Genomic DNA, 22,071 nt, shown 5'->3' with positions numbered 1-22,071 from the left:
TGCGGGTCAGAAGTCGTCGGGGGTGCGGATCCTGTCGCGGATCCACACGCCGGCCTCCTTCAGCCTGCTCGTTCCGGCGAACGGGCCGTTCGGGCAGGTGCCGGTGGTGAAGACCGCGCCGGAGCGGAAGTCGTCGGAGAAGTTCCAGTTCACCCAGCTGATCTTCTTCTGGGCCAGCAGGTCGAGGTATTGCTGTGACCTGGTGAAGTTGTTCGCCCCGTCGCCGGAGGCGCTCTGCGTCCCGAACTCGGTGACGAAGATGGGCAGCCGGTCGGCGGCGCGGGAGAGGGTGTTCAGGTATTCGGTGCCGTGCGAGGCCGCGTAGAAGTGGAACGTGTACATGATGTTGTCGGCGTTGACCGGGTTGCTGACGATCTCGGTCTCGTCCGAGCCGGCCGAGACGCCGAGCGACGACCACGCGCGGGTGCCGATCAGGATCGGCGCGTCCGGGTCGTACTGCCTGATCACCGGGATGAGCTGGTGCGCGTAGTCGCGGATGACGGCCCAGGTGACGGAGTCGCCGTTCGGCTCGTTGGCGATCTCGTACAGAACGTTCTTCTTGCCGTTGTGGCGCTGGGCGATCTCCGTGAAGAACGTCTTGGCCCTGCCGAGGTTGTACATCGGGTCGCCGGGGTCGAGCATGTGCCAGTCGACGATCGCGTACATGCCGCGGGCGGTGGCCATCTCGATCAGGTTGTGCACCCGGTCGGTGAACAGGCGGGGGTTGGTCTCGTACCCGTCCTCCTGGATGTACATCGAGATGCGCAGCACGTCGGCCTTCCAGTCGCCGGCCAGGGCGTCGAGCGAGGCGTCGGTGAGGCACTGCGGGTACCACTGGATGCCGTGGCTGCTCATGCCGCGCAGCTGGATCTGCTTGCCGTGCTCGTTGCAGAGCTTGATGCCGCACACCCTCAGCTGGCCGTTCGCCTCGACCGGGGTGCCCCCGCCGCCGCCGGTGGGCGTGCCGTAGACCTCCAGCTCCCACAGGCTGTAGCCCCAGGGTGTGCCGCGCTGGGTGCCGTACACGCGGACGTAGCGGCCGGTGCCGCTGACCGTGAGATCGTCGGTGCCGCCGTCGCCGGTGGTGGTCGAGTAGACGTCGGTCCAGGTGGATCCGTCGGGCGAGGTCTGCACGCGGTAGGCCGTGGCGTACGCGGCCTCCCAGACCAGCCGTACCCGGGAGACGGTGTGCGTGGAGCCGAGGTCCACCCGGATCCACTGCGGGTCCGCACCCTCGGCGCTGGCCCACCGCGTGGCGGTGCTGCCGTCCACCGCCTTACCCGGCTCCAGTCCCGCCGCCTCGACGGAGGAGGCCGTCGCCGTCTTACCCTGCGAGACCAGGGGGTCGGCGGCCGCCGCGCTCGCGCCCGACGGCGCCGAGAGCGGCACCATCAGCGCGGCCAGGACTGCGACGAGGCCCGCACGTGCGCTTCTCCTCACGAACGACTCCGTTTCCGTTAGGAAAGTTTCTTAACTTCCGGCGCAGCATAAGTTGACACCCGACCTCACACAAGGCCCAATTCTCAGAAAACCCGGGTGATGGGGCCCGCATCTGGCGAAGGCGGACACACCAAGCGAAGGGAGTAGCGGGGTTCCGTCCTTCGGGGTGGGAGGGGCACGGCGAACCCAGATGCTGCCGGTCCGTATCGGATATGGCCCAGGAGAAGCGGCGACGAGAGGCGCGACGGCGGCAAGGAGAAAGTCCCCCGCCGAGGCGCATCCGGCGTGGCAGGCGACGGCACACGCGCCGGGTGAAGGCGGTCAGCCGAGCGGCCGCCGAGGCGCGCGCAGAGCGACAGGCCGGCGGCTCGCCGTGGACGCCCCCACTCTCGCCGTGGCGGGTGCCGAGGTTAGCGGCGGCGCTGCTGAGGTAGCTGTTCGAGGTTCCCCCACCGGCACGATTGGGGACGCATGGTGAACGGCATCCGGATCACGGCCCTGGCGGCGCTGGCCTCGGCCGCGCTCCACCCCGCACCGGCGCAGGCGGGCAGCCCCGCGCCCTGCCCGGCGCAGAACGGCACCAGGCCGACGGTCGTCCTGGTGCACGGGGCGTGGGCCGACACGTCGAGCTGGAGCGGCGAGGTGGACGCGCTGCGCAGGGCCGGGCTGACCGCCCGCGCGATCGCCAACCCCCTCCGTGGCCTCGACGGCGACGCCGCAACCGTCGCCGACTTCCTGAAGACGGTCTCCGGCCCGGTGGTGCTGGTGGGCCACTCCTACGGCGGCTCGGTCATCACGAACGCCGCCGCGTCGGCGCCCAACGTCAAGGCCCTGGTGTACGTGGACGCGGCCGTGCCCGACGTCGGGGAGACCACCGCCCAGCTCAGCGGCTCGGGCTCGGCGCTCGAAGCCTCACCCGAGTCGCTCTACGACACGGCCACCTACCCGGACGCTCCCCAGGGCGCCCAAGACCTGTACCTGAAGCGGGACGTGTTCGTGCGCTCGTTCGCCTCCGACCTGCCCCCGGACACCGCGATCCGGCTCTGGGCCACCCAGCGGGCCGCCTCCACCAACGCCTTCCAGTCGCCGTCGAAACAGGCGGCGTGGAAGAAGATCCCGTCCTGGTACTTCGCCAGCACGGGTGACCGCATCATCACCCCGCAGTCGCAGCTCGCCATGGCCAAGCGGGCCGGGTCGAAGGTGACGACGTTCCCGGGCGGCTCCCACCTGACCCTCGTCTCGCACCCGGAGGAGGTCGCCCGCGTGATCACCACGGCGGCCTGCTCGGTCAAGGGCGGCTGAGCCGGGGTTCAGACGGCCTGGGTGGAGTCGCGGACGATCAGTTCGGTGGCGAGCTCGAGGTGGCGGGACTCGATGCGTTCTCCGGCCGCCAGGCGCAGGGCCGTGCGCAGCGCCACCGCGCCCATCTCGCGCAGCGGCTGGCGTACGGTGGTCAGCGCCGGGGCGTGCATGGCGGCGATCTGGGTGTCGTCGAAGCCGACCACGCTGAGGTCCTCGGGAATGCGCAGCCCCTTGCCCCTGGCGACCTGGATGGCGCCGAGCGCGCTCTCGTCGCTGGCGGCGAAGACGGCGGTGGGCGGCTCCGGCAGGTCGAACAGGACGGCGCCCTCGCGCACGCCGTCCTCGAAGCAGTAGCCGGGGGTGCGGACGTACTCGGGGCGCACGGGCACGCCGGCGGCCTCCATGGCGGCGCGGTAGCCGTGCATGCGGGCCTGGTTGGAGGCGGCGTGGGCGGGACCGCCGAGGTAGGCGATGCGGCGGTGGCCGAGCGAGAGCAGGTGCTGGGTGGCGGCCATGCCGCCGGCGAAGTTGGTGGGGCCGACGCTCGTGACGGGGCTCGCGGGCACGTTGAGCGGGTCGATGACGACGATCGGCAGGTTGGCCTCCAGCAGCACGTCGAGCTGGGCCTGGCTGGGCGCGGCGACGAGGGTGATCACGGCGTGCCGTCCCGAGTCGACCAGGCCGCGCGCCCAGGACAGGCCGTCGGACATGTGGTCGGTGCTGGTCACGACGAGGGCGGCGCCGGCCGTGGCCGCCTCCTGCATCGCGCCCATGACGATCTCGGCGGAGTGTCCGCAGAGCCGGCCGTCGAGCTGCAGCTCCACCGTGGTGCCTCGTTTGGCGCGGGCCTGGCGCTGCACGTAGCCGTGCTCGGCCAGCAGCCGCCGCACCAGTGCGCGGGTGGCGGGGGCGACGTCGCCGCGGTCGTTGAGCACCTTCGACACCGTGGCCACGGACACGCCCGCGGCGGCGGCGACGGTGGCCAGGGTGGCCGGTTTGGTCGCGCTCGTCATCGTCGTCTCCTCCTCCGCGGCACCCGTGTGCTGCGGGTCCCTCGATGCCGCGGCATTCACCGTAACGTCGCGCGCGTCCCCGACGCATCCGCGTTCTGCGACGATTTCGAGCAGACGATTCGAGCGGACGATTCCGAGCAGGCGTGCGGAGGATCAGACGGCGGAGGAGGCGCAGGACTGCGCGGGCGGCGCCCCGGACCGTGCGGCGTGCACGGCGTCGGCGGCGCTGTCGTGGACGTTCAGCAGGTCCCACAGGCCGGTGATCTGCAGCAGCCGCGCCGGCATGCCGCGCACGCCCGCCAGGTGCAGCGCCGAGCCCTCCTTCGAGCAGGAGGTGTGCAGGCGTTCGATGACGCGCAGGCCGTTGCTGTCCATGAACGTCAGAAGGGTCAGGTCGAGCACCATCGGCCTGCCGGGAAGCATCCGGCGGCGCAGGTAGGTCTCCAGGCGGGAGGCGTTGGTGATATCCGCCTCGCCGCTCGCTGTGATCAGCACGCCGTCATCCATCGTGTGGCATCCCAAGGTCAGGGGCGATGCGGCGGACTGCCGTCCGCCACCAGACAGGCAAGCGATGAGTACGTGCATGACTTCCTCAGGGGCATGTGACCGGGGGCCGGCTCGCTTCTCCTACTCTGAAGCATATTACCCGAAATGTAATACCGGAAGCATTCTTCGTATGTGATCATGAGTAGAGGCGCTCGATCACGCTGCGCCGAGCCGCCGCCCGGCAGAAGAGGAGAGAATCGGTGAGCGCATCCGCCGACCGTCAGAACGGCTGGACCTTCCTGACGAACCACGCCCGGGTGCTGCTGGAGATCGCCCGCGCCCCCCAGGCCAGGGTGCGCGACATCGCGGCGAGCATCGGCATCACCGAGCGCGCCGTGCAGGGCATCGTCTCGGATCTGCACCAGGCCGGGTACGTCACGATCGAGCGCGTCGGCCGGCGCAACCAGTACAAGCTCAACCCCGACGGCCGCTTCCGCTACCCGACGGAGGCCGGCCTGCCGGTGCGGCTGCTCATCGACATGTTCGCCGAGCACGACCTGCCGGACCCGGGAGCTCAAAGCACTGGCTGACCGCCGGGGCGCCTCCCTAGTATGCGGATGATGTTGTACTTCGAGGACCCGTACCGCACCGAGGCCGACACCTCCGTGGTGCGGTCCGGCACGGACGACCGCGGCCCGTACGTCGTGCTCGCCGAGCCGCTCTTCTACCCGCAGGGCGGCGGCCAGAAGGGCGACCGCGGGCGGCTGCGCCTCGCCGGCGGCCTCGTGCTCGACGTCGTCGGCACCCGCAAGGCCGAGGACGAGATCCGCCACTACCTCGCCGCCGGCCAGGAGCCGCCCGCGCCCGGCCCGGCCCGCCAGGAGCTGGACTGGCCGTTCCGCTACCACCAGATGCGGCTGCACTCGGCCGCCCACTTCCTGCACGTGGCGCTGGAACGCGAGATCGGCGCGAGCCTGCCCTACCCCGTACGCGCGCCGCTGTCGGAGACCGGCGGCGAGTGTCACTACGCCTTCGCCGGCCGCTTCGGCCCCGACCAGCTCGAACGCGCCGTCAAGGCGGCCAACGCGCACACCGCCCAGGGCCATCCGATCGTCACCAGGGCAGATGAGGAGCGCGGCCCCGGCATGCGCTCGTGGCACTGCGCCGGCGACACCGTGGCCTGTGGCGGGCTGCACCCGCGCGACTCGTCCGAGGTCGGTGACATCACGGCGAGCATGCGGATCAAGCGCGGCAAGACACTGGTGTCGTTCGCACTCGCCCACCCCTGAGCACCCCTGAGCGCCCCTGAGCGCCCCTGGCGTCTGTCCGCGCCCTCGCGCGCCTGCTTCCGGCACGCCCCTCACGCGGCCGCCGGCGGCTTCTTACCATCCGGCGTTTCGTGACGCGCTTCTGCCGGAGTTTCACGCACCCCTTTCGCCCCGCCATATCCCGACTTTTATCGATTTCCAGCGAAAGGGTATGGGCAAGTCATAAATCCGGGCTTACATTACGACGCAGAGCAGCGTTATCCCCCGTACTTACCGATTCACGAGACCCGGCATCCGCCGACGGCCGGCCCGGCGGTGCCGCACCCCCACCGCGCCGCACCATGGGCGCCCTCTCGAGATGGGATAAGTCATGCGGAGATCACCCCTCTTATCCGCTGCGCTGATCATCGCGCTCTCCTTCCTGACCGCTCCCGCACGCGCGAACGACGACCTGCCGCCGCAGGAGCCCGGCGTCACGCTGCGCACGTACGACGTCCAGATCGAGCTGTCCCGGTTATGCACGCTCAAGCCCGGCCAGACGCCGAACGTGGACAAGCTGATGCCCACGATCGACTGGACGTCCGACGCCGACTTCGGCCTCACCGACATGTTCGTCACCGAGGTGACCGGCTATCTGCACACGCCGTCCGCCGGGACGTACGAGTTCCGGCTCACCAGCGACGACGGCTCCCGGCTGACCATCGGCGACACCGCCGTGATCGTCAACGACGGACGACACGCCCCGGTCTCGGTCGACGGTACGATCACGCTGACCGAGGGCCATCACCCGCTGCGCATCGACCACTTCGAGCACCTGTACGGCCAGCAGCTCAAGCTGGAGTGGAAGCCGCCGGGCGCCCAGGCGTTCACGCTGGTGCCGACCGAGGCGCTGAGCACGGACGCCGACGTGGTGCGGGTGACCTCCCCTGGCCGCAAGGAGTGCGAGAGCGGCGCCGACTCCCCCGGCGACGGGCTGCCGCTGCGGGACGTGCACCCCGACTACACGCTCACCGACCTGCGGCCGGCCGGGTTCGAGCCGCAGGTGAGCGCGATGGACTGGCTGCCTGACGGGCGGCTGGCGATCACCACGTGGGGCGGCTCGGAGACCAGGCTCGGCGAGGTGTACCTGCTCAGCGGCGTGACCGGCGCGACCTCACCCGAGAAGGTGACGGCCAAGAAGATCGCCGAGGGGCTGCAGGAGCCCATGGGCATCAAGTACGTGGACGGCAAGCTGTACGTGTCGGAGAAATCCCGCCTTGTCGAGCTGAACGACACCGATGGCGACGAGGTCATCGACGACTACCGAACCGTCGCGACCTGGCCGTTCGGCGGGAACTTCCACGAGTTCGCCTTCGGCCTGCTCTACCGCGACGGCCACTTCTACCTGAACCTGTCGGTGGCCATCGACTACGGCGGGGCCACCACCGTCCCGCAGCCGGCCCGCGACCGGGGCGTCACGATCAAGGTCAGCGAGAAGACCGGGAAGATCGAATACCTCGCGGGCGGCCTGCGCACCCCGAACGGCATCGGCTGGGGACCGGGCGACGACCTGTTCGTGCTGGACAACCAGGGCGGCTGGCTGCCGGCGTCGAAGCTCGTGCACATCGAGAAGGGCCGCTTCTTCAACCACTACACGACGCCGGAGGGCCCGTTCGACGCGAACGCGGTGACCCCGCCGGTGCTGTGGCTGCCGCACAACGAGATCGCCAACTCCCCTAGCACGCCGGCGCTGATGAAGCGCGGCAGGTACGCGGGGCAGCTGCTGTTCGGCGACGTCACCTACGGCGGGATCCAGCGCGCGTACCTGGAGAAGGTGAACGGCGCCTACCAGGGCGCGGTGTTCCGCTTCACCCAGGGCCTGGAGGCGGGGGTGAACCGGATCAGCCTCGGCCCTGACGGCGCCATCTACGCGGGCGGCCTGGGCGCGGGCGGCAACTGGGGGCAGCCGGGCAAGCTCACGTACGGGCTGCAGAAGCTGACGCCCGGCGAGGAGAAGGCGTTCGACATGCTGAAGATGCGGGCCATCGAGGGCGGCTTCGAGCTGGAGTACACCGAGCCGCTGTCGGCGGAGACGGCCGCGTCGCTCGCGAGCCGCTACCGGCTCACCCAGTGGCGGTACGTCGCCGCCGTCACCTACGGCGGCCCGAAGGTGGACGAGGAGCCGCTGACCGTCACCTCGGCGAAGGCGAAGGGCAGGAAGGTCACGCTGAAGGTCGCGGGCCTGAAGCCGGGGCGGGTGGTGCACCTGCGCTCGCCGCGCCCGTTCACCTCGGCGTCGGGGCGGCCGCTGTGGAGCACGGAAGCCTGGTACACGCTCAACTCGCTGCCCGGCGCCACGACCACGGAGACCACGGAGACGCTGTACGAGGCGGAGAGCGCGGCGCAGAGCGGCGGCGCGACGTTCAACACCGACCACCGCTCCTACTCGGGTGCCGGTTTCGTGGACGGCTACTGGAACGAGGGGGCCACGACGCGGTTCGCCGTACGGGTGCGCGAGCCCGGCACGTACCACGTGGGCCTGCGCTACTCCAACGGCCCCGACCCGTCGCCCGGCACCAAGTCCTTGACCGTGTACGTCAACGGCACCAAGGTCCGGCAGGTGCCGCTGCCGTCCACGGGCACCTGGGACCTGTGGGCCACCAGGGTCGAGCCGCTGGCGCTGAAGGCGGGCGTCAACACCATCGCCTACCGGTACGATCCCGGCGACGCGGGCAACGTCAACCTCGACGCGATCACCGTGGCCGCCCGCCCGGTGCTGGAGGCGGAGCGGGCCACGCTGCGCGGCGGCGCGACCGTCAGCAGCGCGCACCGGGGCTTCACCGGCACGGGCTTCGTCGACGGGTACACCAAGCCGGGCGCGAGCACGTCGTTCACGGTGCGGGCCGAGAGCGCCGGCACGTACAACGTGGGCCTGCGCTACGCGGCGGAGTCCACCACGTCGGTGAGCGTGCACGTCAACGGCAAGAAGGTCAGGCAGGTACGGCTGGCCGCCACCGGCGGTCGGGACGCCTGGGCGGTGCAGGCCGAGCCGCTGCGGCTGCGGCGCGGCACGAACACCGTCACCTACCGCTACGACGCCGGTGACGGCGGGAACGCCGGGCTCGACCACATCACGGTGGCCAGGGCCGAGCGGATCACGCTGTTCGACGGCTCTCACCTCGCGGCGTGGGAGAAGCGGTCGGGCGGGGCGGCGACGTGGCCGGTCGCGGGCGGCTCGATGGAGTCGTACGGCGGCGACATCCAGACCCGGCGCACGTTCGGCGACTTCCGCCTGCACGTCGAGTGGTACGAGCCGGACTACCCGCCGGACGTGACCGGCCAGCAGCGCGGCAACAGCGGCGTCTACCTCCAGGAACGCTACGAGGTGCAGGTGCTGGAGTCGTACGGCGACACCACGCCGGCGGCCGATGAGGCGGGCGCGATCTACTCCAAGCGCGCACCCGACCGCAACATGGCCACCGCGCCCGGCACGTGGCAGACGTACGACATCACCTTCCGCGCGGCCCGCTACACCGGCACGGGCGAGAAGGTGGACGACGCGCGGGTCACCGTCGTCTGGAACGGCACGGTGGTGCACGACGACGTCGCCATCGACGGCGGCACCGGCGACAGCATCCCCGAGAACGCGGCCGAAGCCGGCATCCGCCTCCAGGACCACGGCGACCCCGGCGAGAACCCCCGCTTCCGCGACATCTGGATCGAACCCGTCACCTGACCCCGGTGAATGCGTGAGCCGCCCGCCCCGCCGAGGGCCGGGCGGCTCACGCCTTGGGGCCCGCCGCACGGGCCGCTGCGGCTCTGTCCTGGCGGGCGACTCTCGCTGGATGAGCGCCCCTCGCTGGGTGAGCGGCTCTCGCTGGGTGGGCCAGGGGCTTCGCCGGACGGGCCCGTGCGGCTTGTGCCGGGCGGCCGGGCCGGGCTGGCAGCGGGCTCTTGCCGGGCCGGGCACCTGAGCCGATCATCAAGGCAGCACCCCCGCCCCTCCAGGAGGAAGCCCATGATCCGCCGCCTGCTGCCCGCCACCGTCCTTGCCGTGGCCGCCGTCACGGCCGTCACCGCGAGCCCCGCCGAAGCCCGCGCCTGCAAGATCGGCCATGCCTGCGTCACCGTCTTCTACAGCGACTCCACCAAGACCACCGTGGTCGGCGAGAAGTACGAGGAGTGCGACGGAAGGGTGGACTCGTGGGGCGTCCGCACCGGCTACCTCGACTTCTACGAGAGCCCGTGCTGACCGGCTGACCACGAGGACCTTCACCCGGGGGCCGGGGGCTGCGGTCGGCCCCCGGCCTGGCGGATCAGAGGTCGCGGACGCTCAGCGGGTCAGAGGTCGCGGGCGCTCCGCGGGTCAGAGGTCGCGGACGCTCCGCGGGTCAGAGGTCGCGGGCGCTCCGCGGGTCAGAGGTCGCGGGCGCTCCGCCGCCTCACGGGGAGCGTCACTCCGGGAGCGTCGCGGGGATGACGGCCGTGATCACGAAGGTGCCGTCCGGGCGGCGCTCCTGGTGGAACTCGCCGCCCAGCGCCTCCACCCGCGCCCGCACCCCCGCCAAGTCCTGCCCGGTCGCGGCGTGGAAGACCGCGCCGTCGGTGCGCACCCGCAGGGTGACCTCCCGTACGCCGTGCCGCACCTCGACCGACGTACGGCTGCCGGGCGCGTACCGGAGCGCGTCGACGAGGGCCGCCTGGATGACCCGGTAGGCGACGAGTTCGGCGGCGCGGGAGGACGGCGCCGCCTGTCCCGCCTCGGCGAACTCCACCGGCTGCCCGGCCCGGCGCATCTCCTCGACCAGCGCGTGCAGGTCACCATCGCAGGGCGCCCCGATCTCAAGCCCGCCTGCCCGATCGGAGGAAACCACGGCGGCGCCCAAGCCGACGGACTCGGCCGCCATGACGGTCCCCGCGCCGGCGGCTCCCGGAATCCCAGCCGCTCCGGGCCTCCCGGTGAAGCCCGAACCAGACATCCCAGCCGCTCCCGGCATCCCGATGAAGCCCGAACCAGACATCCCGGTGCTGTCCGGATCAGGCATCCCGGTGCCGCCCGGACCAGCGGTGCCCGGCCTCCCGATGGCGCCAGGGGTCGCGGTCCCGAACGTCCCCGTGCTGCTCGGACCAGCGGCTCCGGATGTCCCGGCGGCGTCCGGGGCGGCCGGTTGGGGTGGGATGACGGCGGTCTCCGCGTTCTGGGCGGCGGAGGTGAGCGCTCCTCTCGTGGCTTCACCGACCGCGGCCCTGCCCGGGCCGGGGTCGTAGGCGAGCAGGCCGTACAGGTATCGCAGGTCGGCGATGGCCCGTCGGCCGGTGTCGGTGACGGCGGTCAGGGCGGCGTCGAGGCGTTCCGGGGTGCCGGACAGGTAGCGGGCCGCCTCCGCCTGCACGATCATCGCCGCCACCTGGTGGGTCACGACGTCGTGGAGGTCGCGGACGATCCGGTGGCGTTCGGCGTCCCAGGCGGACGCGGCGTCGCCCGCCCCTGCGGCCTCGGTGCCGCCGGCGGCAGCGTCGGCCTCGGTGGGCGGGGTGCTTTCACGGCGGGGTTCGATGGTCAAGGCACTTTCCGGGCGATCGTGGGCGGTGGATGCGCGGTGTGCGGCGGCGCGAGCGCTGTCAGAACGGCGCTCGGGGGCCGGAGCGGGCTCAGGAGGACGATCAGGGGCGGGTTCAGAGCGATGTGCGGCGAGGGCCCGGCGCGGGCGCAGCCACCCGCTGATCCCCCACATGCCGGCCAGCATCAGACAGAGCACGACGAATCCCTCTTCGGGCCGCACCGAGCGGACCCGCATCACGCCGCTCACCAGAGGTACGCGGGGGTAAGGCCGATCGGCAGACCCACTCCCAGGATCGGCGTGCGGAGCGCCGTCCCCGGCGCCGCCCCCGCGATGGCGCTGCCCACGAAGGAGGCCGCCGCGACGGCCACGAGTTGCGTCAACAATCGCATGACAACTCCCAGACGAGATCCGATCGGCCCCTAGCGGCCTCAGGAAAAACGCTAGAGATCGGGGAGTCGCCGATCGTCACCGTAGGGAGGACATTCGCGGGTAGCTCGCACGGGGGACAGCGCTTTTGGCAGAGTCTTCTCCGTGCCTATGAACGATATGCCGGATTGGCTGCCGGACTGGTGTCGCGCCCACCTCGGCAGCGAACCCGCGGGTGTGCTGTTCCGGCTGCAGCAGACGTCGATGGTGTTCGGCCTGCGGCTGGCCGACGGCGCCGACGTGGTGGTGAAGGCCCGTCCCGGCACCGGACGGGCGGCGTCGTGCGTCGCGGCGCAGGCCAGGCTCGCCGAACGCGGCTTTCCGTGCGCGCGGCCGTTGACGCCGGTGGTGGAGGTGGAGTCGCTGGCCGTGCACGCCGAGGAGTTCCGGCCCGGGGGCGAGGTGTGAGCAGGCGCAAGCGGCTGCTTGCGACCGGCCTGCCACGCGTGCTGGGACACGCCGACTTCGAGGCGCAGAACCTCCGCTGGCAGGACGGGCGGCTGTGGACGGTGCACGACTGGGACAGTCTCGCCTGGCAGCCGGAGGCGGCGCTGGTGGGTGCGGCGAGCGGGATGTTCGCCGGCTGGGGCAGCCGACGCTGGCCCCGATCGAGAGCTCGCAAGCCTTCCTCGCGGCCTATCAGGAGGCGAGGGGGCGGGCGTTCACCGGCGAGGAGCGTGAGGTCGCCTGGGCGGCGAGCCTGTGGACCGCCGCGCACAACGCCCGCTACGAGGCCCTGTACGGTCACACGCCGGTCTCCGGCGACGCGGTCCGCGCCCAGGCCGCAGAACGCCTCCGCCGCGCGAACGCCTGACGCCCCCTCGGGCTCCGGCGTTCGGCGAGGTCACGCCGGCCTCAGGGTCTGGACGGCTGCCGCCGGGACCGATCACCGAGCTCTGGTAGGTCGCGTTCGGCGGGAGGTCGCGCAGGCTTGGCCGGCATTCATGCGGCGGCCGCGGTGCGGTAGGCGTGCGCGAGGAAGCGCGCCGCGTCGTCGAGCGCCTCCCCTGCCTCCTCCACCAGGGCGGTGTGGTGCTGGAAGACGTGCGACAGGCCGCCCCAGACGCGCAGCGTCACGTCCACGCCGTCCGCCGCCGCGCGGCCGGCAAGGCGTACCGAGTCGTCCAGCAGCAGCTCGCTCGACCCGGCCTGGACGAGCAGCGGCGGCAGCCCCGTCAGGTCGGCGAGCGCGGGGCTGGCCAGCGGCGCGGCCGGGTCGCCCGCGCCCAGGTAGTGGGTGCGGTAGCCCTCCAGGTCGGCGCGGGCGAAGATGGGATCGGCCCCCAGCTTCTCCTCGATGCTGGCCCCGGTCAGCGTCAGGTCGGTCCACGGGGAGAACAGCACGGCTCCCGCCGGCATCGGCAGCCCGGCGTCGCGGGCCGCGAGCAGCGTCGCGACGGACAGCCCGCCGCCCGCCGAGTCGCCGGCCAGCGCGATGGCGGCCGGGCTCGTGCCGCCATCCAGCAGCTCGCGGTAGGCGGCCAGGGCGTCGTCCACCGCCGCGGGGAACGGATGCTCGGGAGCGAGCCGGTAGTCCAGCGAGACGATCCTGACGCGGGCGCGTCTGGCCAGCTCGCCGGTGAGGGCGGCGTGCGTGCGCGGTGAGCCGATGACGTAGCCGCCGCCGTGCAGGTACAGCACCATCGCGTCACCGGCCACATCGGCGGGCGTGAACTCCAGCGCCGGGCGGCCGGCGAGCGTGGTCTCGCGGACGGCCACGCCGTCGGGGGCCTGGGCGTCGAAGAGCGCGGCGAAGTCCGCACGGACCTGCTCGACCGTGGTGATCTGCGCCTTGGGCGCGTTGCGCAGCAGGGCGTCCAGCTCCTGGCGCTGCTGACGGCTCATCGGTGACCTTTCGTCCGGGAGATCACGGGGATGCCAGACGCAACACGCCGCTCGGCGGCGGCATTCCGTGCGGCGCGGTCACCGGACGAAACGACTGGTCACGCCGGTCGCCAGGCGGAGGGCGTCCTTGATCGCGGCGCCGGCGTCGGCGATCGGGTAGAGTACGTGGCGGATCGTCCGGCGAGCGTCGGCGACGATGACGGCGGGCTTGAGGTGCAGCGTGTGACCGGTACGGAACGTCGGCAGCCGCAGCGCGGCGCACAGCGTCAGCTCGGCGTCCGACAGCACCGGGAACGCCCGCCCCGGACCCGACTCCCTCGCAGCACGCGACTCCGCATCCGGCCGCCCCGCACCCGACGCCTCCGCGCCCGGCAGCTCCGTAGGCGCCTCCGCACCTGACGCGTCCGCGCCCGGCGGCTCGCCCGGCTCCCGCGTGGTGACCGCACGCACCGCCACCCCGGCCTCGGCGAACGCGGCGGCCGACGCACCCAGCGCACCCAGAAATGCGGCCAGCGCATCACCGGGAGCGGCGAGGAGGACCGTGACGCGGGCATCGGAGGCCACCACGTCCAGCCCGCCATCCCCGGCGACCTCGCCACCACCTATCACCGGCAGCGCCAGCGGATGCGGAACGGCGGTGCCGACCAGACCGTGCATGCGGTCGATCTCGGTGGGCGTCGCGCCGGGGCCAGAAGTGCCGTCGCCGAGGACGAAGCGTTCACCCCAGTCCTGCAGCCCGGCCAGCACCGGGGCGAGCGCCCGGCCGGCCGCCGTCAGCCGGTACTCGTAGCGGGTGGGCCGCTGCTGGTACGGCCGCCGTTCGAGCACCCCGTTGTCGAGCAGGTGCTTCAGCCGTTCGGCGAGCACCCGGCGCGAGATGCCCAGCTCCGCGTGCAGGTCGTCGAAACGGTGGCGGCCACGGGTGACCTCGCGCACGATGAGCAGGCTCCACCACTCCCCCACCACCGCCGCGGCCTGCGCGATCGCGCATCCGGCGTCCTGCTCCCGCAGCTCCCGTGCCACCAGCTCGCCTCCTAGCCCGCTTCCAAAGGGGGGTACGGGATGGCGCCCGCGCCCGGAGCAAGTGTAAGTTCCTTCCTGGAACTGAGTGAGTTCCGATCTGAAATCCACGCAGACGGGACCTCTGACGCAGGGGGTAGGCAGACATGACGACAATCGTCCGGGTGGCGGGCCGGGAGATCCTCGACAGCCGGGGCAATCCGACCGTGGAAGTGGACGTCATCCTGGAGGACGGTTCACTGGGCCGCGCGGCCGTGCCTTCCGGCGCGTCGACGGGCACGAACGAGGCGGTGGAGCGGCGCGACGGCGACCCGCGCCGCTTCCACGGCAAGGGCGTGCGCCGCGCGATCGAGTCGGTCACCGGGGAGATCGCCGCGGCCGTCACCGGCATGGACGCCGAGGACCAGGCGGCCGTGGACGAGGCGATGATCGCGCTCGACGGCACCCCGGGCAAGTCCAGGCTCGGCGCGAACGCGCTGCTCGGCGTCTCGCTGGCCACGGCCAAGGCCGCCGCGGCCTCGCATCGGCTGCCGCTCTACCGCTACCTCGACCCGGAAGCGGCGCTGCTGCCGCTGCCGATGATGAACATCATCAACGGCGGCGCGCACGCCGACAATCCGCTCGACTTCCAGGAGTTCATGATCGCGCCGGTGGGCGCGACGACGTTCGCCGACGCCGTACGGATGGGCTCGGAGGTCTTCCACACCCTGCGCGCCACGCTCAAGAAGGCCGGCCACCACACCGGCGTCGGCGACGAGGGCGGCTTCGCCCCCGACCTGCGCACCGCCGAGGAGGCGCTCGACCTCATCGTCACCGCGATCTCCGACGCCGGCTACTCCCCCGGCACGCACATCGCCGTCATGCTCGACCCGGCCGCGTCGGAGTTCTACCGCGACGGCGCCTACCACTACGCGGGCGAGGGCGTGCGGCGCACCGTCGAGGAGCACGCCGCCTACCTGTCGAGGCTCGTCTCCGCCTACCCCATCGTGTCCATCGAGGACCCCATGGCCCAGGACGACACCGAGGGCTGGCGGCTGGTCACCCGCGAGCTGGGCGCGACCTGCCGGCTCGTCGGCGACGACGTCTTCTGCACCAACGCCGCGCTGCTGCGCGCGGGCATCGACGCCGGCATCGCGAACTCCATCCTGGTCAAGGTCAACCAGATCGGCACGCTCACCGAGATGCTGGACACGGTGCGGACCGCCGAGGAGGCCGGGTACGGGGTCGTGATGTCGCACCGTTCGGGCGAGACCGAGGACACCACGATCGCCGACCTCGCCGTGGCCGCCGGCTGCGGCCAGATCAAGACCGGCTCGCTGTCCCGCTCCGAGCGGACCGCCAAGTACAACCAGCTCATCCGCATCGAGGAGGAGCTCGGCACGGAGGCCCGCTACGCCGGACGCTCGGCGCTCAAAAGCGGCTGAACCTCCGCACTCGGCGCGCAAGCGCAAGGGCGGCTGAACCCCCGCGCCCGGCCCGCATGAGCAGCAGAACCACCGCGCCCGGCCCGCAAGGGCGGCTGAGCCCCTCGCGTCAGCGGCCCTTACGGCCGACGCGCGCCTGCGGTAGGCGGCGACCTTGTGCCGGTTGAGGCAGGTGGCCGAGCAGAACCGGCGCTGCCCCGCAGGCGAGGAGTCGGTGAAGACGTCGGCGCACCTGGCCGCCTGGCAGATGCCGAGCCGGGCCTGCCCGTGGGTCATGAGCCAGGCGAGCAGGCAGGTGGCCAGCGCGGCGGGCAGCACGTCGGCGGGGTCGCCGACCGTCCAGCGCAGGCCGCCGGGGGCGGCGACGGGCAGCGGACGTACGGCGCGCAGCAGGGCGTTCAGCTCGTCGAGCGCCCGGCCGTCGCGCGCGGCGGCGAAGACGGGGAAGACGGCGTTCGCCGCCTTGACGAGGTCGCCGCCCGCGGGCAGCGGCAGGCCGTCGGGCCAGTCCAGCAGGGGGGCCGGGTCGGGATACGGTGTCTCCTGCTCGCCCGCGGCCTCGCGCGGCGGGTCGGCGTACTCGTTGACGAACGCGACGACGTGGCTCACGTCAAACGCGGGAACGACCGGCACCCGCACAGTGTAACCGGAACACGCGAATCTGAGGGTTACACGAGGGCCGCGTGGCCGCGCGTGCGACCCCCTGTTGTGGGCAGCTGACCAGCATGGGGGACGGTCACGTCTGCGGCAGGCCACGGGTGGCGGTGTCGAGCTGCCTGCTCGGCGAGCCGGTACGGCACAACGGCGGCCACAGCCGCAGCCGTTACCTCACCGACGAGCTGGCGCCGTTCGTCGACTGGGTGCCGCTCTGCCCGGAGATGGAGATCGGCCTCGGCGCGCCCCGCGAGGCGCTGCGCCTGGAGCGCTCGCCCTCCGGCCCCCGGCTGATGACCAGGCGCAGCCGCCGCGACCTGACCCCCGCCATGGCGGAGCTGGCGGCCGAGCGGTCGGCGGGGCTGGCCGCCGACGGTTACGTGTTCAAGGCCAAGAGCCCGAGCTGCGGCATCCACGGCATCCCGCTCTACGCCGGCGACGCCGCGGTGACCCGGCAGCAGCGCGGCATGTTCGCCGACGCGGTGATCGAGGCCCACCCGCTGCTGCCGGTCGAGGACGACGGCCGGCTGAACGACCCGGTGCGGCGGGAGGCGTTCACCGAGCGGATCTTCGCGCACGCCCGGCTGCGCGAGCTGCTGGCAGGACCGTGGCGGCCGCGCGACCTGATGGCGTTCCAGGCCCGGCACAAGATGCAGCTGCTCGCCCACAGCACCGAGGGCTACCGGGAGACCGGCAGGGTCGCGGCGCAGGCCGGCGTCCGGCCGCGCGAGGAGGTGGCCGCGGCCTACAGCGCGGCGTTCCGCTCGGCGCTCGCGGTGCCTGCGACGGTCGGGCGGCACGTGAACGTGCTCCAGCATTGCCTGGGCATGATCGGCGACGGGCTGGACCCGGTGCGCCGCGCCGACGTGGCCGAGGTCATCGCCTCCTACCAGGCGCGCCGGGTGGCGCTCAGCGTGCCGCTCGCGCTGCTGCGCCACCACGCCAGGGGCGCGGCGGCCACGTACGTGGCGGAGCAGACGTACTTCGAGCCCTATCCGGAGGAGCTGTGCCTGCGTAACCATGTCGTCTGAGGCGCGTATGCGGTAGAATGATCATGTCCCGAGCGGTCCGCCGCCCGGGATTCTCCGTTTCATGTCTTCTTCTTTCCGCATCGTGCTGGGCGCGGCCGTGCCGCTGCTGCTGTCCATGAGCGCCGGCATCGTCGCACAGCTTCTCGGCACCTCTCTGCTCGGCCGCCACGCGACCGCGGACTTGGCGGCGTTCGCGCTGGCGAGCGCCGTGCTCAACCCGGTGAACGCCGCGGTGGCGGGCGGGCTGCGCGGTCTGTCGCCGTTCGCCGCCGCCTGCCGGGAGCGTCCCGCCGAGGCGGTGGCGGTGCTGAAGGACGCGCGCTGGCTCGCGCTCGCTCTCGGGTCCGCGGGTGCCTGCGTGATGCTCGCCGTCCCCCTCATCGCGCGGGCCGGGGGTGCGCCTGAGGCGGCGGTCGCCGGGCTGGGCGCGCTGCCCGCGCTGCTGGCGGCGCAGGTGCTGCTGTCGGCGGCGGGCGGCGGCGCGGCAGGCATGCTGGTCGCGCTGCGGCACAGCAGGAAGGTGCTGTGGTCCGGGCTGGCGGGCACGGCGGCGCAGGTCGTCCTGCTGCTCGCGCTCGTGCCTCCGTACGGCGTGCCGGGCACCGGCGTGGCGATGGTGGCCGCCACCGCCGTGCACGTCGCGGTCTCCAACCTGCTGCTGCGGCGGCTGCCGGAGCTGGCGGGGCAGTCGTGGTGGCCGGGGCGGCCGCGCGTGCGGCGGATCGTGCGGATGGCCGGGGTGGGGCTGCCGCTGTCGGCCACGCTGATCGTCAAGTTCACGGTGATGGGCGGTGTCGCGTACGCCGCCGCGCGCACCGGCGTGCAGCAGGCCGCCGCTCACGCGATCCTGCTCTCGCTCGACGGCTTCCTGGGGCTCGCGGCGGCGTCCGCCGCGCGGGCGGTGACGCCCGAGGTGGCGCGGGCGACGTCGGCCCGCGAGGCCAGGCGGCTCGTCGTGGCGGCCGTCACGGTCGGCGCGGCCGGGGTGCTCGCGGGCGGGGCGGCGCTGCTCGTCGCGGGCGAGGCGGTGCTGCGGCTGTTCACGCGGGACGCGGCCGTGCTCGCCCTGGCCTCGGGGCTGTCGCCGCTGCTCGTGGGGTTCGCGCTGGCGAACGGCTGCGCGATCGTCACCGCGTACGGGCTGGTCGGACTCAAACGCTCGACCTGGCAACTCGCCGCGGTCGGCACCGGCTACGGCCTGCTCGCCCTGGCCATGATCCCGGTGTCCGGCACCTGGGGGCTGGCCGGGCTGTGGGCCGCCATGACCGCGACCGGCGCGCTCATCTGGGTGCTGCAGATCACCGGATTCGTCCGGCACAGCGCCGCCATCGCGCCCGCCGCGGCCTAAGATCGGAAGATCAACTGATCATGCCGGCCGGTCCCCACCCCCCGACCGGCCCCCGGCCGCCTTGAGGTGACACCATGGCCACCGCCACGTCCGTGACCTTCGACGACGTCCGCGCCGCAGCAGCCAGGCTCGACGGCATCGCCCACCGCACGCCCGTGCTCACCTCGCGCATCCTGAACGCCCGTGCCGGCGCCGAGGTGTTCATCAAGTGCGAGAACCTGCAGCGCGTGGGCGCCTTCAAGTTCCGCGGCGCCTACAACGCGGTCGCCCTGCTCTCCCCCGAGCAGCGGGCGCGCGGCGTCGTCGCCCACTCGTCGGGCAACCACGCCCAGGCCATCGCCCTGGCCGCCCGCGAGCTGGGTACCTCGGCCGTCGTCCTGATGCCCGAGGACGCGCCGCGTCTCAAGCGCGAGGCCACCGCCGGCTACGGCGCGGAGATCGTCACCTACGACCGCTACAAGGAGGACCGCATCGCGCTCTCCCGCGCCCTCGCCGACGAGCGCGGCATGACCCTCATCCCGCCCTTCGATCACCCCGACGTCATCGCCGGCCAGGGCACCGCCACCCTGGAACTGCTGGACGAGGTCGGCGAGCTGGACGCGCTGCTCGCGCCCGTCGGCGGTGGCGGGCTGCTCGCGGGCACCGCCATCGCGGCCAAGGCGCTGCGGCCCGCCACCCGGGTCATCGGCGTCGAGCCGGAGGCCGGCGACGACACCAAGCGGTCGCTCGAACGCGGCGAGCGCGTCACCATCCCCGTCCCCAGGACGATCGCCGACGGTCAGGCGCTGCCGACGCCGGGCGAGCTGACGTTCGGCATCAACCGGCGGCTCGCCGACGGGGTCGTCCTGGTGAGCGACGCGGAGATCGTGGAGGCGATGCGGTTCGCGTTCGAGTACCTGAAGATCGTCCTCGAGCCCAGCGGCGCGACGGCGCTCGCCGCCGTGCTGTCCGGCCGCGTGGAGGGCACACCGCGCCGGATCGGGCTCATCGCCTCGGGCGGGAACGTCGACAGCCGCCGCTTCGCCGACCTGCTCGCCGCTCACTGACCACAAGACCCCTGGAGCCGCGAGCACCAGCCGGTCCGACAGCTCACGCAGGCGGCCGAGGTCGGGGACGTACGCCATGAAGCCCGGCACGATGCGGCCGAGGAAGTACGGCCGTCGTCGGCCATCGTGCGGCGCAAGCGCGGGGGCGGCCGCTTCCCCGCGTGGCCGAGCCGGGGCGGGCGCTCGGAGGCCGGCCGCGAAGACGGCCGCCGCGGGCATCAGGCCCTCCCTGCGCAGGGTGTCCTGGACGCGGGCGATCAGCGCCCGGTGGGCGGCGGCGTCCGGCAGCACCTCGACCACCGGCGGCTCGTGCGCGATCACCCGTTCGGCCCGCTCCGGATGGGCGGTGAGCAGGTGGAGCGCGGTGATCGCGCCGGAGCTGCACCCGGCCACGCGGACGGGCGCGTCCGGCGACAGCCCCGCTGCCGCGTACCTCGTAGTGCAGGGTGGCGCCGTCGACGCGCAGCCGTCCCGTGGTCACGGGGGTCATCAGGGGTCTCCTCCGGTGCGGGAGGGCCAGTGTTCGAGTGCGTTGTGCAGGGCTTCCACGCAGCGGACCCAGGAGTCGCCGGCCGGTCGCGCGTGCGCGAACCCGCCCGCGGCCTCGATGCTGACGAATCCGTGCAGCGCGCTGCGGATCAGCCGGACCGCGTCGGTCAGGTCGGGCTCCTCCAGCCGGTACGCGCGCAGCATGCTGTAGGTCAGCTCGACCGCCCGGCGCGGCCCGGCCGCCTTGGCGGCCAGCTCGGGGTCGATGGGGATCGGGACCTGGGTCGCGGTGTACCTGCCCGGGTGGTCGTGGGCGTAGGACCGCCAGGCGTCGGCGTAGGCGACGAGCGCGTCCTTGCCGGCCCGCCCTGCGGTGGCCTCGGCGATGCGGATGGTCTTCTCGTCCGCGCCCAGCAGCGCGATGCGCCCGCGCAGGTCCTCCAGGTTGCGTACGTGGGCGTACAGGCTGGCGTCCTTGACGCCGAGCCGGCGCGCCACCGCCGACATCGTGACGTGGTCGAGCCCGACCTCGTCGGCCAGTTCCGCGGCGGCGAGCGTCACGCGTTCCACGGTCAGCCCGGCACGCGCCATAGGTCACCGACCCTTCCTAGGTTGTTGGCTTGCCTTCCTAGGCTATACCTAGGACTCCTAGGAACGGTGCGTCACAGGCGGGCCAGCGCCTCCATGGCCTCGCGCTCGATGCGGGCCAGGTCGCGCAGGACCGTCCCGGCCTCCTCCAGGTGGCCGGGGTCGCCGCTCTCGCCGGCCTTGCCGATCAGCGCCGCCACATCGGTCCACAGGGCCGCCGCCTCGGCGTACAGCCGGTGGCCCGTACGCAGGTCCGCACCGCCGACCAGCTCGGCGCACTGGGCGAGGAAGTCCCGGTACAGCGCGCGGAACAGGCCGCCGCCGGTGCCGCCCCGCTCCATGAGGAGGGCCGCCTGCGGCAGGTCGCGGCGCGGGTCCTGCGCCCGCTCCCACCAGCCGGGCACCTTCGTCGCGGCCTTGGCGACGCCCCGGTGACCGAGGTTCGCGATGGGCGGGGAGAGGAACGCGGCCGCGCAGTCCCTGATGGCGGGGACGAGCTGCTCCTGCCAGGCGACGGGGTGCGGCGGCAGGGTGATGGTGAACGAGCGGTTCCTCGCGGTCATCGGGCCGCGCTCGGCCCGGGCGCGGGCGAGCGCGTCGAGACTCGTGCGCACCGCGCCGCCCTGCTGCGCGGTGTCCACGAGGTAGGCGTCGCGGTCGTCGTAGCCGTACATGGCGACCACATGGCCGCCGAAGTGCACCTTCGAGGTGAAGTAGTCGAGGTGGTAGCAGTCGAGCTGGAGGCCGGCCGGGCGGCCGCCGTCGATGACCGCGGCCACGTTCTCCCAGGCCCGGCGGGGCGAGGTGGTCTCCTGGACGGCCAGCGTCAGCCCCAGCCTGGCGGCCAGGTTCCTGGTCAGCTCGAACGGCTTGACCCGGCCGCCGAGGAAGGGCACCGGCATCGCCTTGGCGTCCCAGTAGACGAAGGACAGGCCGGAGCCGAGCCCGAACATCAGCGGCTCCGGCAGGTCGAGTCCTTCGTGGCGGAGCAGCACACCGAGCGCCGTGGTCTCGCAGTGGTGCAGGCCGCGGGGCTCGACGCCGGTCACGATGGTCATACTTCGCTTCTCCTCAGGGCTGATCGTGCTCCGGGTAGCATGGGGTCTCCCCCAGGGGGAGAGTCCACCCGTCTCGACCCGGCAGGTGTC

General features: G+C 72.7%; 20 protein-coding genes and 1 pseudogene. 11 read left to right on the top strand and 10 right to left on the bottom strand.

Features of this window, described 5'->3' with window-relative positions; translation table 11 throughout:
• Positions 1-6 precede the first annotated feature (6 nt).
• Positions 7-1,440, bottom strand: coding sequence for a cellulase family glycosylhydrolase (locus WBK31_RS10995; protein ID WP_378789829.1), 1,434 nt, complete (start codon positions 1,438-1,440; stop codon positions 7-9).
• Positions 1,441-1,911: 471 nt separating this feature from the next.
• Here WBK31_RS10995 and WBK31_RS10990 point away from each other — a divergent pair, with 471 nt between their 5' ends.
• A complete protein-coding gene (locus WBK31_RS10990) occupies positions 1,912-2,742 on the top strand; it encodes an alpha/beta hydrolase (protein WP_364067971.1) in 831 nt (276 codons plus the stop codon).
• Between the two features lie 8 nt (positions 2,743-2,750).
• On the opposite strand, the gene WBK31_RS10985 is transcribed toward WBK31_RS10990, so the two are convergent.
• A complete protein-coding gene (locus WBK31_RS10985; protein WP_364067972.1) occupies positions 2,751-3,755 on the bottom strand; it encodes a substrate-binding domain-containing protein in 1,005 nt (334 codons plus the stop codon).
• 153 nt (positions 3,756-3,908) lie between these two features.
• Entirely contained in the window at positions 3,909-4,262 is a 354-nt protein-coding gene (locus tag WBK31_RS10980) for an STAS domain-containing protein (RefSeq protein WP_406674756.1), read from the bottom strand.
• A 239-nt stretch (positions 4,263-4,501) separates the two neighbouring features.
• On the opposite strand from WBK31_RS10980, the gene WBK31_RS10975 reads away from it, so the two are divergent.
• The 4 genes from WBK31_RS10975 (at position 4,502) to WBK31_RS10960 (ending at position 9,740) form a co-directional block, all read left to right on the top strand.
• On the top strand, positions 4,502-4,831 hold the full coding sequence (locus WBK31_RS10975; protein WP_364067974.1) for a helix-turn-helix domain-containing protein: 330 nt from the start codon (positions 4,502-4,504) through the stop codon (positions 4,829-4,831).
• A 21-nt stretch (positions 4,832-4,852) separates the two neighbouring features.
• Positions 4,853-5,530, top strand: coding sequence for an alanyl-tRNA editing protein (locus WBK31_RS10970; protein WP_364067975.1), 678 nt, complete (start codon positions 4,853-4,855; stop codon positions 5,528-5,530).
• A gap of 349 nt (positions 5,531-5,879) precedes the next feature.
• Positions 5,880-9,224 carry a family 16 glycoside hydrolase gene (locus WBK31_RS10965; protein WP_364067976.1) on the top strand — a complete coding sequence of 1,115 codons (3,345 nt, stop codon included), beginning with the start codon at positions 5,880-5,882 and terminating at the stop codon, positions 9,222-9,224.
• A gap of 282 nt (positions 9,225-9,506) precedes the next feature.
• A complete protein-coding gene (locus WBK31_RS10960) occupies positions 9,507-9,740 on the top strand; it encodes a DUF6289 family protein (RefSeq protein WP_364067977.1) in 234 nt (77 codons plus the stop codon).
• 202 nt (positions 9,741-9,942) lie between these two features.
• Here WBK31_RS10960 and WBK31_RS10955 read toward each other — a convergent pair whose 3' ends face one another.
• Together WBK31_RS10955 and WBK31_RS10950 are read right to left on the bottom strand one after the other, a co-directional pair.
• The gene (locus WBK31_RS10955; protein ID WP_406674755.1) at positions 9,943-11,052 is read right to left on the bottom strand and encodes a histidine kinase; all 1,110 of its coding nucleotides are present in this window, start codon (positions 11,050-11,052) and stop codon (positions 9,943-9,945) included.
• Positions 11,053-11,294: 242 nt separating this feature from the next.
• Complete coding sequence (locus WBK31_RS10950) at positions 11,295-11,441, bottom strand: hypothetical protein (protein ID WP_378789837.1); 147 nt, start codon at positions 11,439-11,441, stop codon at positions 11,295-11,297.
• Positions 11,442-11,583: 142 nt separating this feature from the next.
• On the opposite strand from WBK31_RS10950, the gene WBK31_RS10945 reads away from it, so the two are divergent.
• Together WBK31_RS10945 and WBK31_RS10940 are read left to right on the top strand one after the other, a co-directional pair.
• On the top strand, positions 11,584-11,886 hold the full coding sequence (locus WBK31_RS10945) for a hypothetical protein (protein ID WP_364067979.1): 303 nt from the start codon (positions 11,584-11,586) through the stop codon (positions 11,884-11,886).
• A 94-nt stretch (positions 11,887-11,980) separates the two neighbouring features.
• Entirely contained in the window at positions 11,981-12,292 is a 312-nt protein-coding gene (locus tag WBK31_RS10940) for a hypothetical protein (protein WP_378789839.1), read from the top strand.
• 128 nt (positions 12,293-12,420) lie between these two features.
• Here the strand turns inward: WBK31_RS10940 and WBK31_RS10935 are convergent, their stop codons facing one another.
• Both WBK31_RS10935 and WBK31_RS10930 read right to left on the bottom strand, forming a co-directional pair.
• Positions 12,421-13,323: an alpha/beta hydrolase gene (locus WBK31_RS10935; RefSeq protein ID WP_406674754.1), complete on the bottom strand. Its 903-nt coding sequence runs from the start codon at positions 13,321-13,323 to the stop codon at positions 12,421-12,423.
• Between the two features lie 78 nt (positions 13,324-13,401).
• The gene (locus tag WBK31_RS10930) at positions 13,402-14,346 is read right to left on the bottom strand and encodes a winged helix-turn-helix transcriptional regulator (protein WP_378789842.1); all 945 of its coding nucleotides are present in this window, start codon (positions 14,344-14,346) and stop codon (positions 13,402-13,404) included.
• Between the two features lie 143 nt (positions 14,347-14,489).
• Between WBK31_RS10930 and eno the strand changes: the two genes are divergently transcribed.
• Entirely contained in the window at positions 14,490-15,767 is a 1,278-nt protein-coding gene (gene eno / locus WBK31_RS10925) for a phosphopyruvate hydratase (protein WP_364067983.1), read from the top strand.
• Positions 15,768-15,959: 192 nt separating this feature from the next.
• Here the strand turns inward: eno and WBK31_RS10920 are convergent.
• Positions 15,960-16,043: pseudogene (locus WBK31_RS10920) on the bottom strand (hypothetical protein); the annotation flags it as partial.
• A 449-nt stretch (positions 16,044-16,492) separates the two neighbouring features.
• On the opposite strand from WBK31_RS10920, the gene WBK31_RS10915 reads away from it, so the two are divergent.
• From WBK31_RS10915 to WBK31_RS10905, 3 genes are all read left to right on the top strand, one after another.
• Positions 16,493-17,452: a DUF523 and DUF1722 domain-containing protein gene (locus WBK31_RS10915; RefSeq protein ID WP_364067985.1), complete on the top strand. Its 960-nt coding sequence runs from the start codon at positions 16,493-16,495 to the stop codon at positions 17,450-17,452.
• 61 nt (positions 17,453-17,513) lie between these two features.
• Entirely contained in the window at positions 17,514-18,800 is a 1,287-nt protein-coding gene (locus WBK31_RS10910; RefSeq protein ID WP_406674753.1) for an MATE family efflux transporter, read from the top strand.
• A 74-nt stretch (positions 18,801-18,874) separates the two neighbouring features.
• A complete protein-coding gene (locus WBK31_RS10905) occupies positions 18,875-19,846 on the top strand; it encodes a threo-3-hydroxy-L-aspartate ammonia-lyase (protein ID WP_364067988.1) in 972 nt (323 codons plus the stop codon).
• 489 nt (positions 19,847-20,335) lie between these two features.
• Here WBK31_RS10905 and WBK31_RS10900 read toward each other — a convergent pair whose 3' ends face one another.
• Together WBK31_RS10900 and WBK31_RS10895 are read right to left on the bottom strand one after the other, a co-directional pair.
• Positions 20,336-20,926 carry a WHG domain-containing protein gene (locus WBK31_RS10900; RefSeq protein WP_364067989.1) on the bottom strand — a complete coding sequence of 197 codons (591 nt, stop codon included), beginning with the start codon at positions 20,924-20,926 and terminating at the stop codon, positions 20,336-20,338.
• 71 nt (positions 20,927-20,997) lie between these two features.
• A complete protein-coding gene (locus WBK31_RS10895) occupies positions 20,998-21,981 on the bottom strand; it encodes a BtrH N-terminal domain-containing protein (RefSeq protein ID WP_364067990.1) in 984 nt (327 codons plus the stop codon).
• Between the last annotated feature and the right edge of the window lie 90 nt (positions 21,982-22,071).

Source organism: Nonomuraea sp. N2-4H (assembly GCF_045291505.1).
Lineage (GTDB): Bacteria > Actinomycetota > Actinomycetes > Streptosporangiales > Streptosporangiaceae > Nonomuraea > Nonomuraea fastidiosa.
The sequence above is the reverse complement of the archived record's forward strand: the minus strand, read 5'-3'. Positions and strand labels throughout refer to the sequence as shown.

Bases quoted from the DNA above. Each gene is read 5' to 3' on its own strand.
- WBK31_RS10990 (WP_364067971.1), top strand. From the start codon at position 1,912: ATGGTGAACGGCATCCGGATCACGGCCCTGGCGGCGCTGGCCTCGGCC.
- WBK31_RS10985 (WP_364067972.1), bottom strand. From the start codon at position 3,755: ATGACGAGCGCGACCAAACCGGCCACCCTGGCCACCGTCGCCGCCGCC.
- WBK31_RS10980 (WP_406674756.1), bottom strand. From the start codon at position 4,262: ATGGATGACGGCGTGCTGATCACAGCGAGCGGCGAGGCGGATATCACC.
- WBK31_RS10970 (WP_364067975.1), top strand. From the start codon at position 4,853: ATGCGGATGATGTTGTACTTCGAGGACCCGTACCGCACCGAGGCCGAC.
- WBK31_RS10965 (WP_364067976.1), top strand. From the start codon at position 5,880: ATGCGGAGATCACCCCTCTTATCCGCTGCGCTGATCATCGCGCTCTCC.
- WBK31_RS10960 (WP_364067977.1), top strand. From the start codon at position 9,507: ATGATCCGCCGCCTGCTGCCCGCCACCGTCCTTGCCGTGGCCGCCGTC.
- WBK31_RS10950 (WP_378789837.1), bottom strand. From the start codon at position 11,441: ATGCGATTGTTGACGCAACTCGTGGCCGTCGCGGCGGCCTCCTTCGTG.
- WBK31_RS10935 (WP_406674754.1), bottom strand. From the start codon at position 13,323: ATGAGCCGTCAGCAGCGCCAGGAGCTGGACGCCCTGCTGCGCAACGCG.
- eno (WP_364067983.1), top strand. From the start codon at position 14,490: ATGACGACAATCGTCCGGGTGGCGGGCCGGGAGATCCTCGACAGCCGG.
- WBK31_RS10915 (WP_364067985.1), top strand. From the start codon at position 16,493: ATGGGGGACGGTCACGTCTGCGGCAGGCCACGGGTGGCGGTGTCGAGC.
- WBK31_RS10910 (WP_406674753.1), top strand. From the start codon at position 17,514: ATGTCTTCTTCTTTCCGCATCGTGCTGGGCGCGGCCGTGCCGCTGCTG.
- WBK31_RS10905 (WP_364067988.1), top strand. From the start codon at position 18,875: ATGGCCACCGCCACGTCCGTGACCTTCGACGACGTCCGCGCCGCAGCA.
- WBK31_RS10900 (WP_364067989.1), bottom strand. From the start codon at position 20,926: ATGGCGCGTGCCGGGCTGACCGTGGAACGCGTGACGCTCGCCGCCGCG.
- WBK31_RS10895 (WP_364067990.1), bottom strand. From the start codon at position 21,981: ATGACCATCGTGACCGGCGTCGAGCCCCGCGGCCTGCACCACTGCGAG.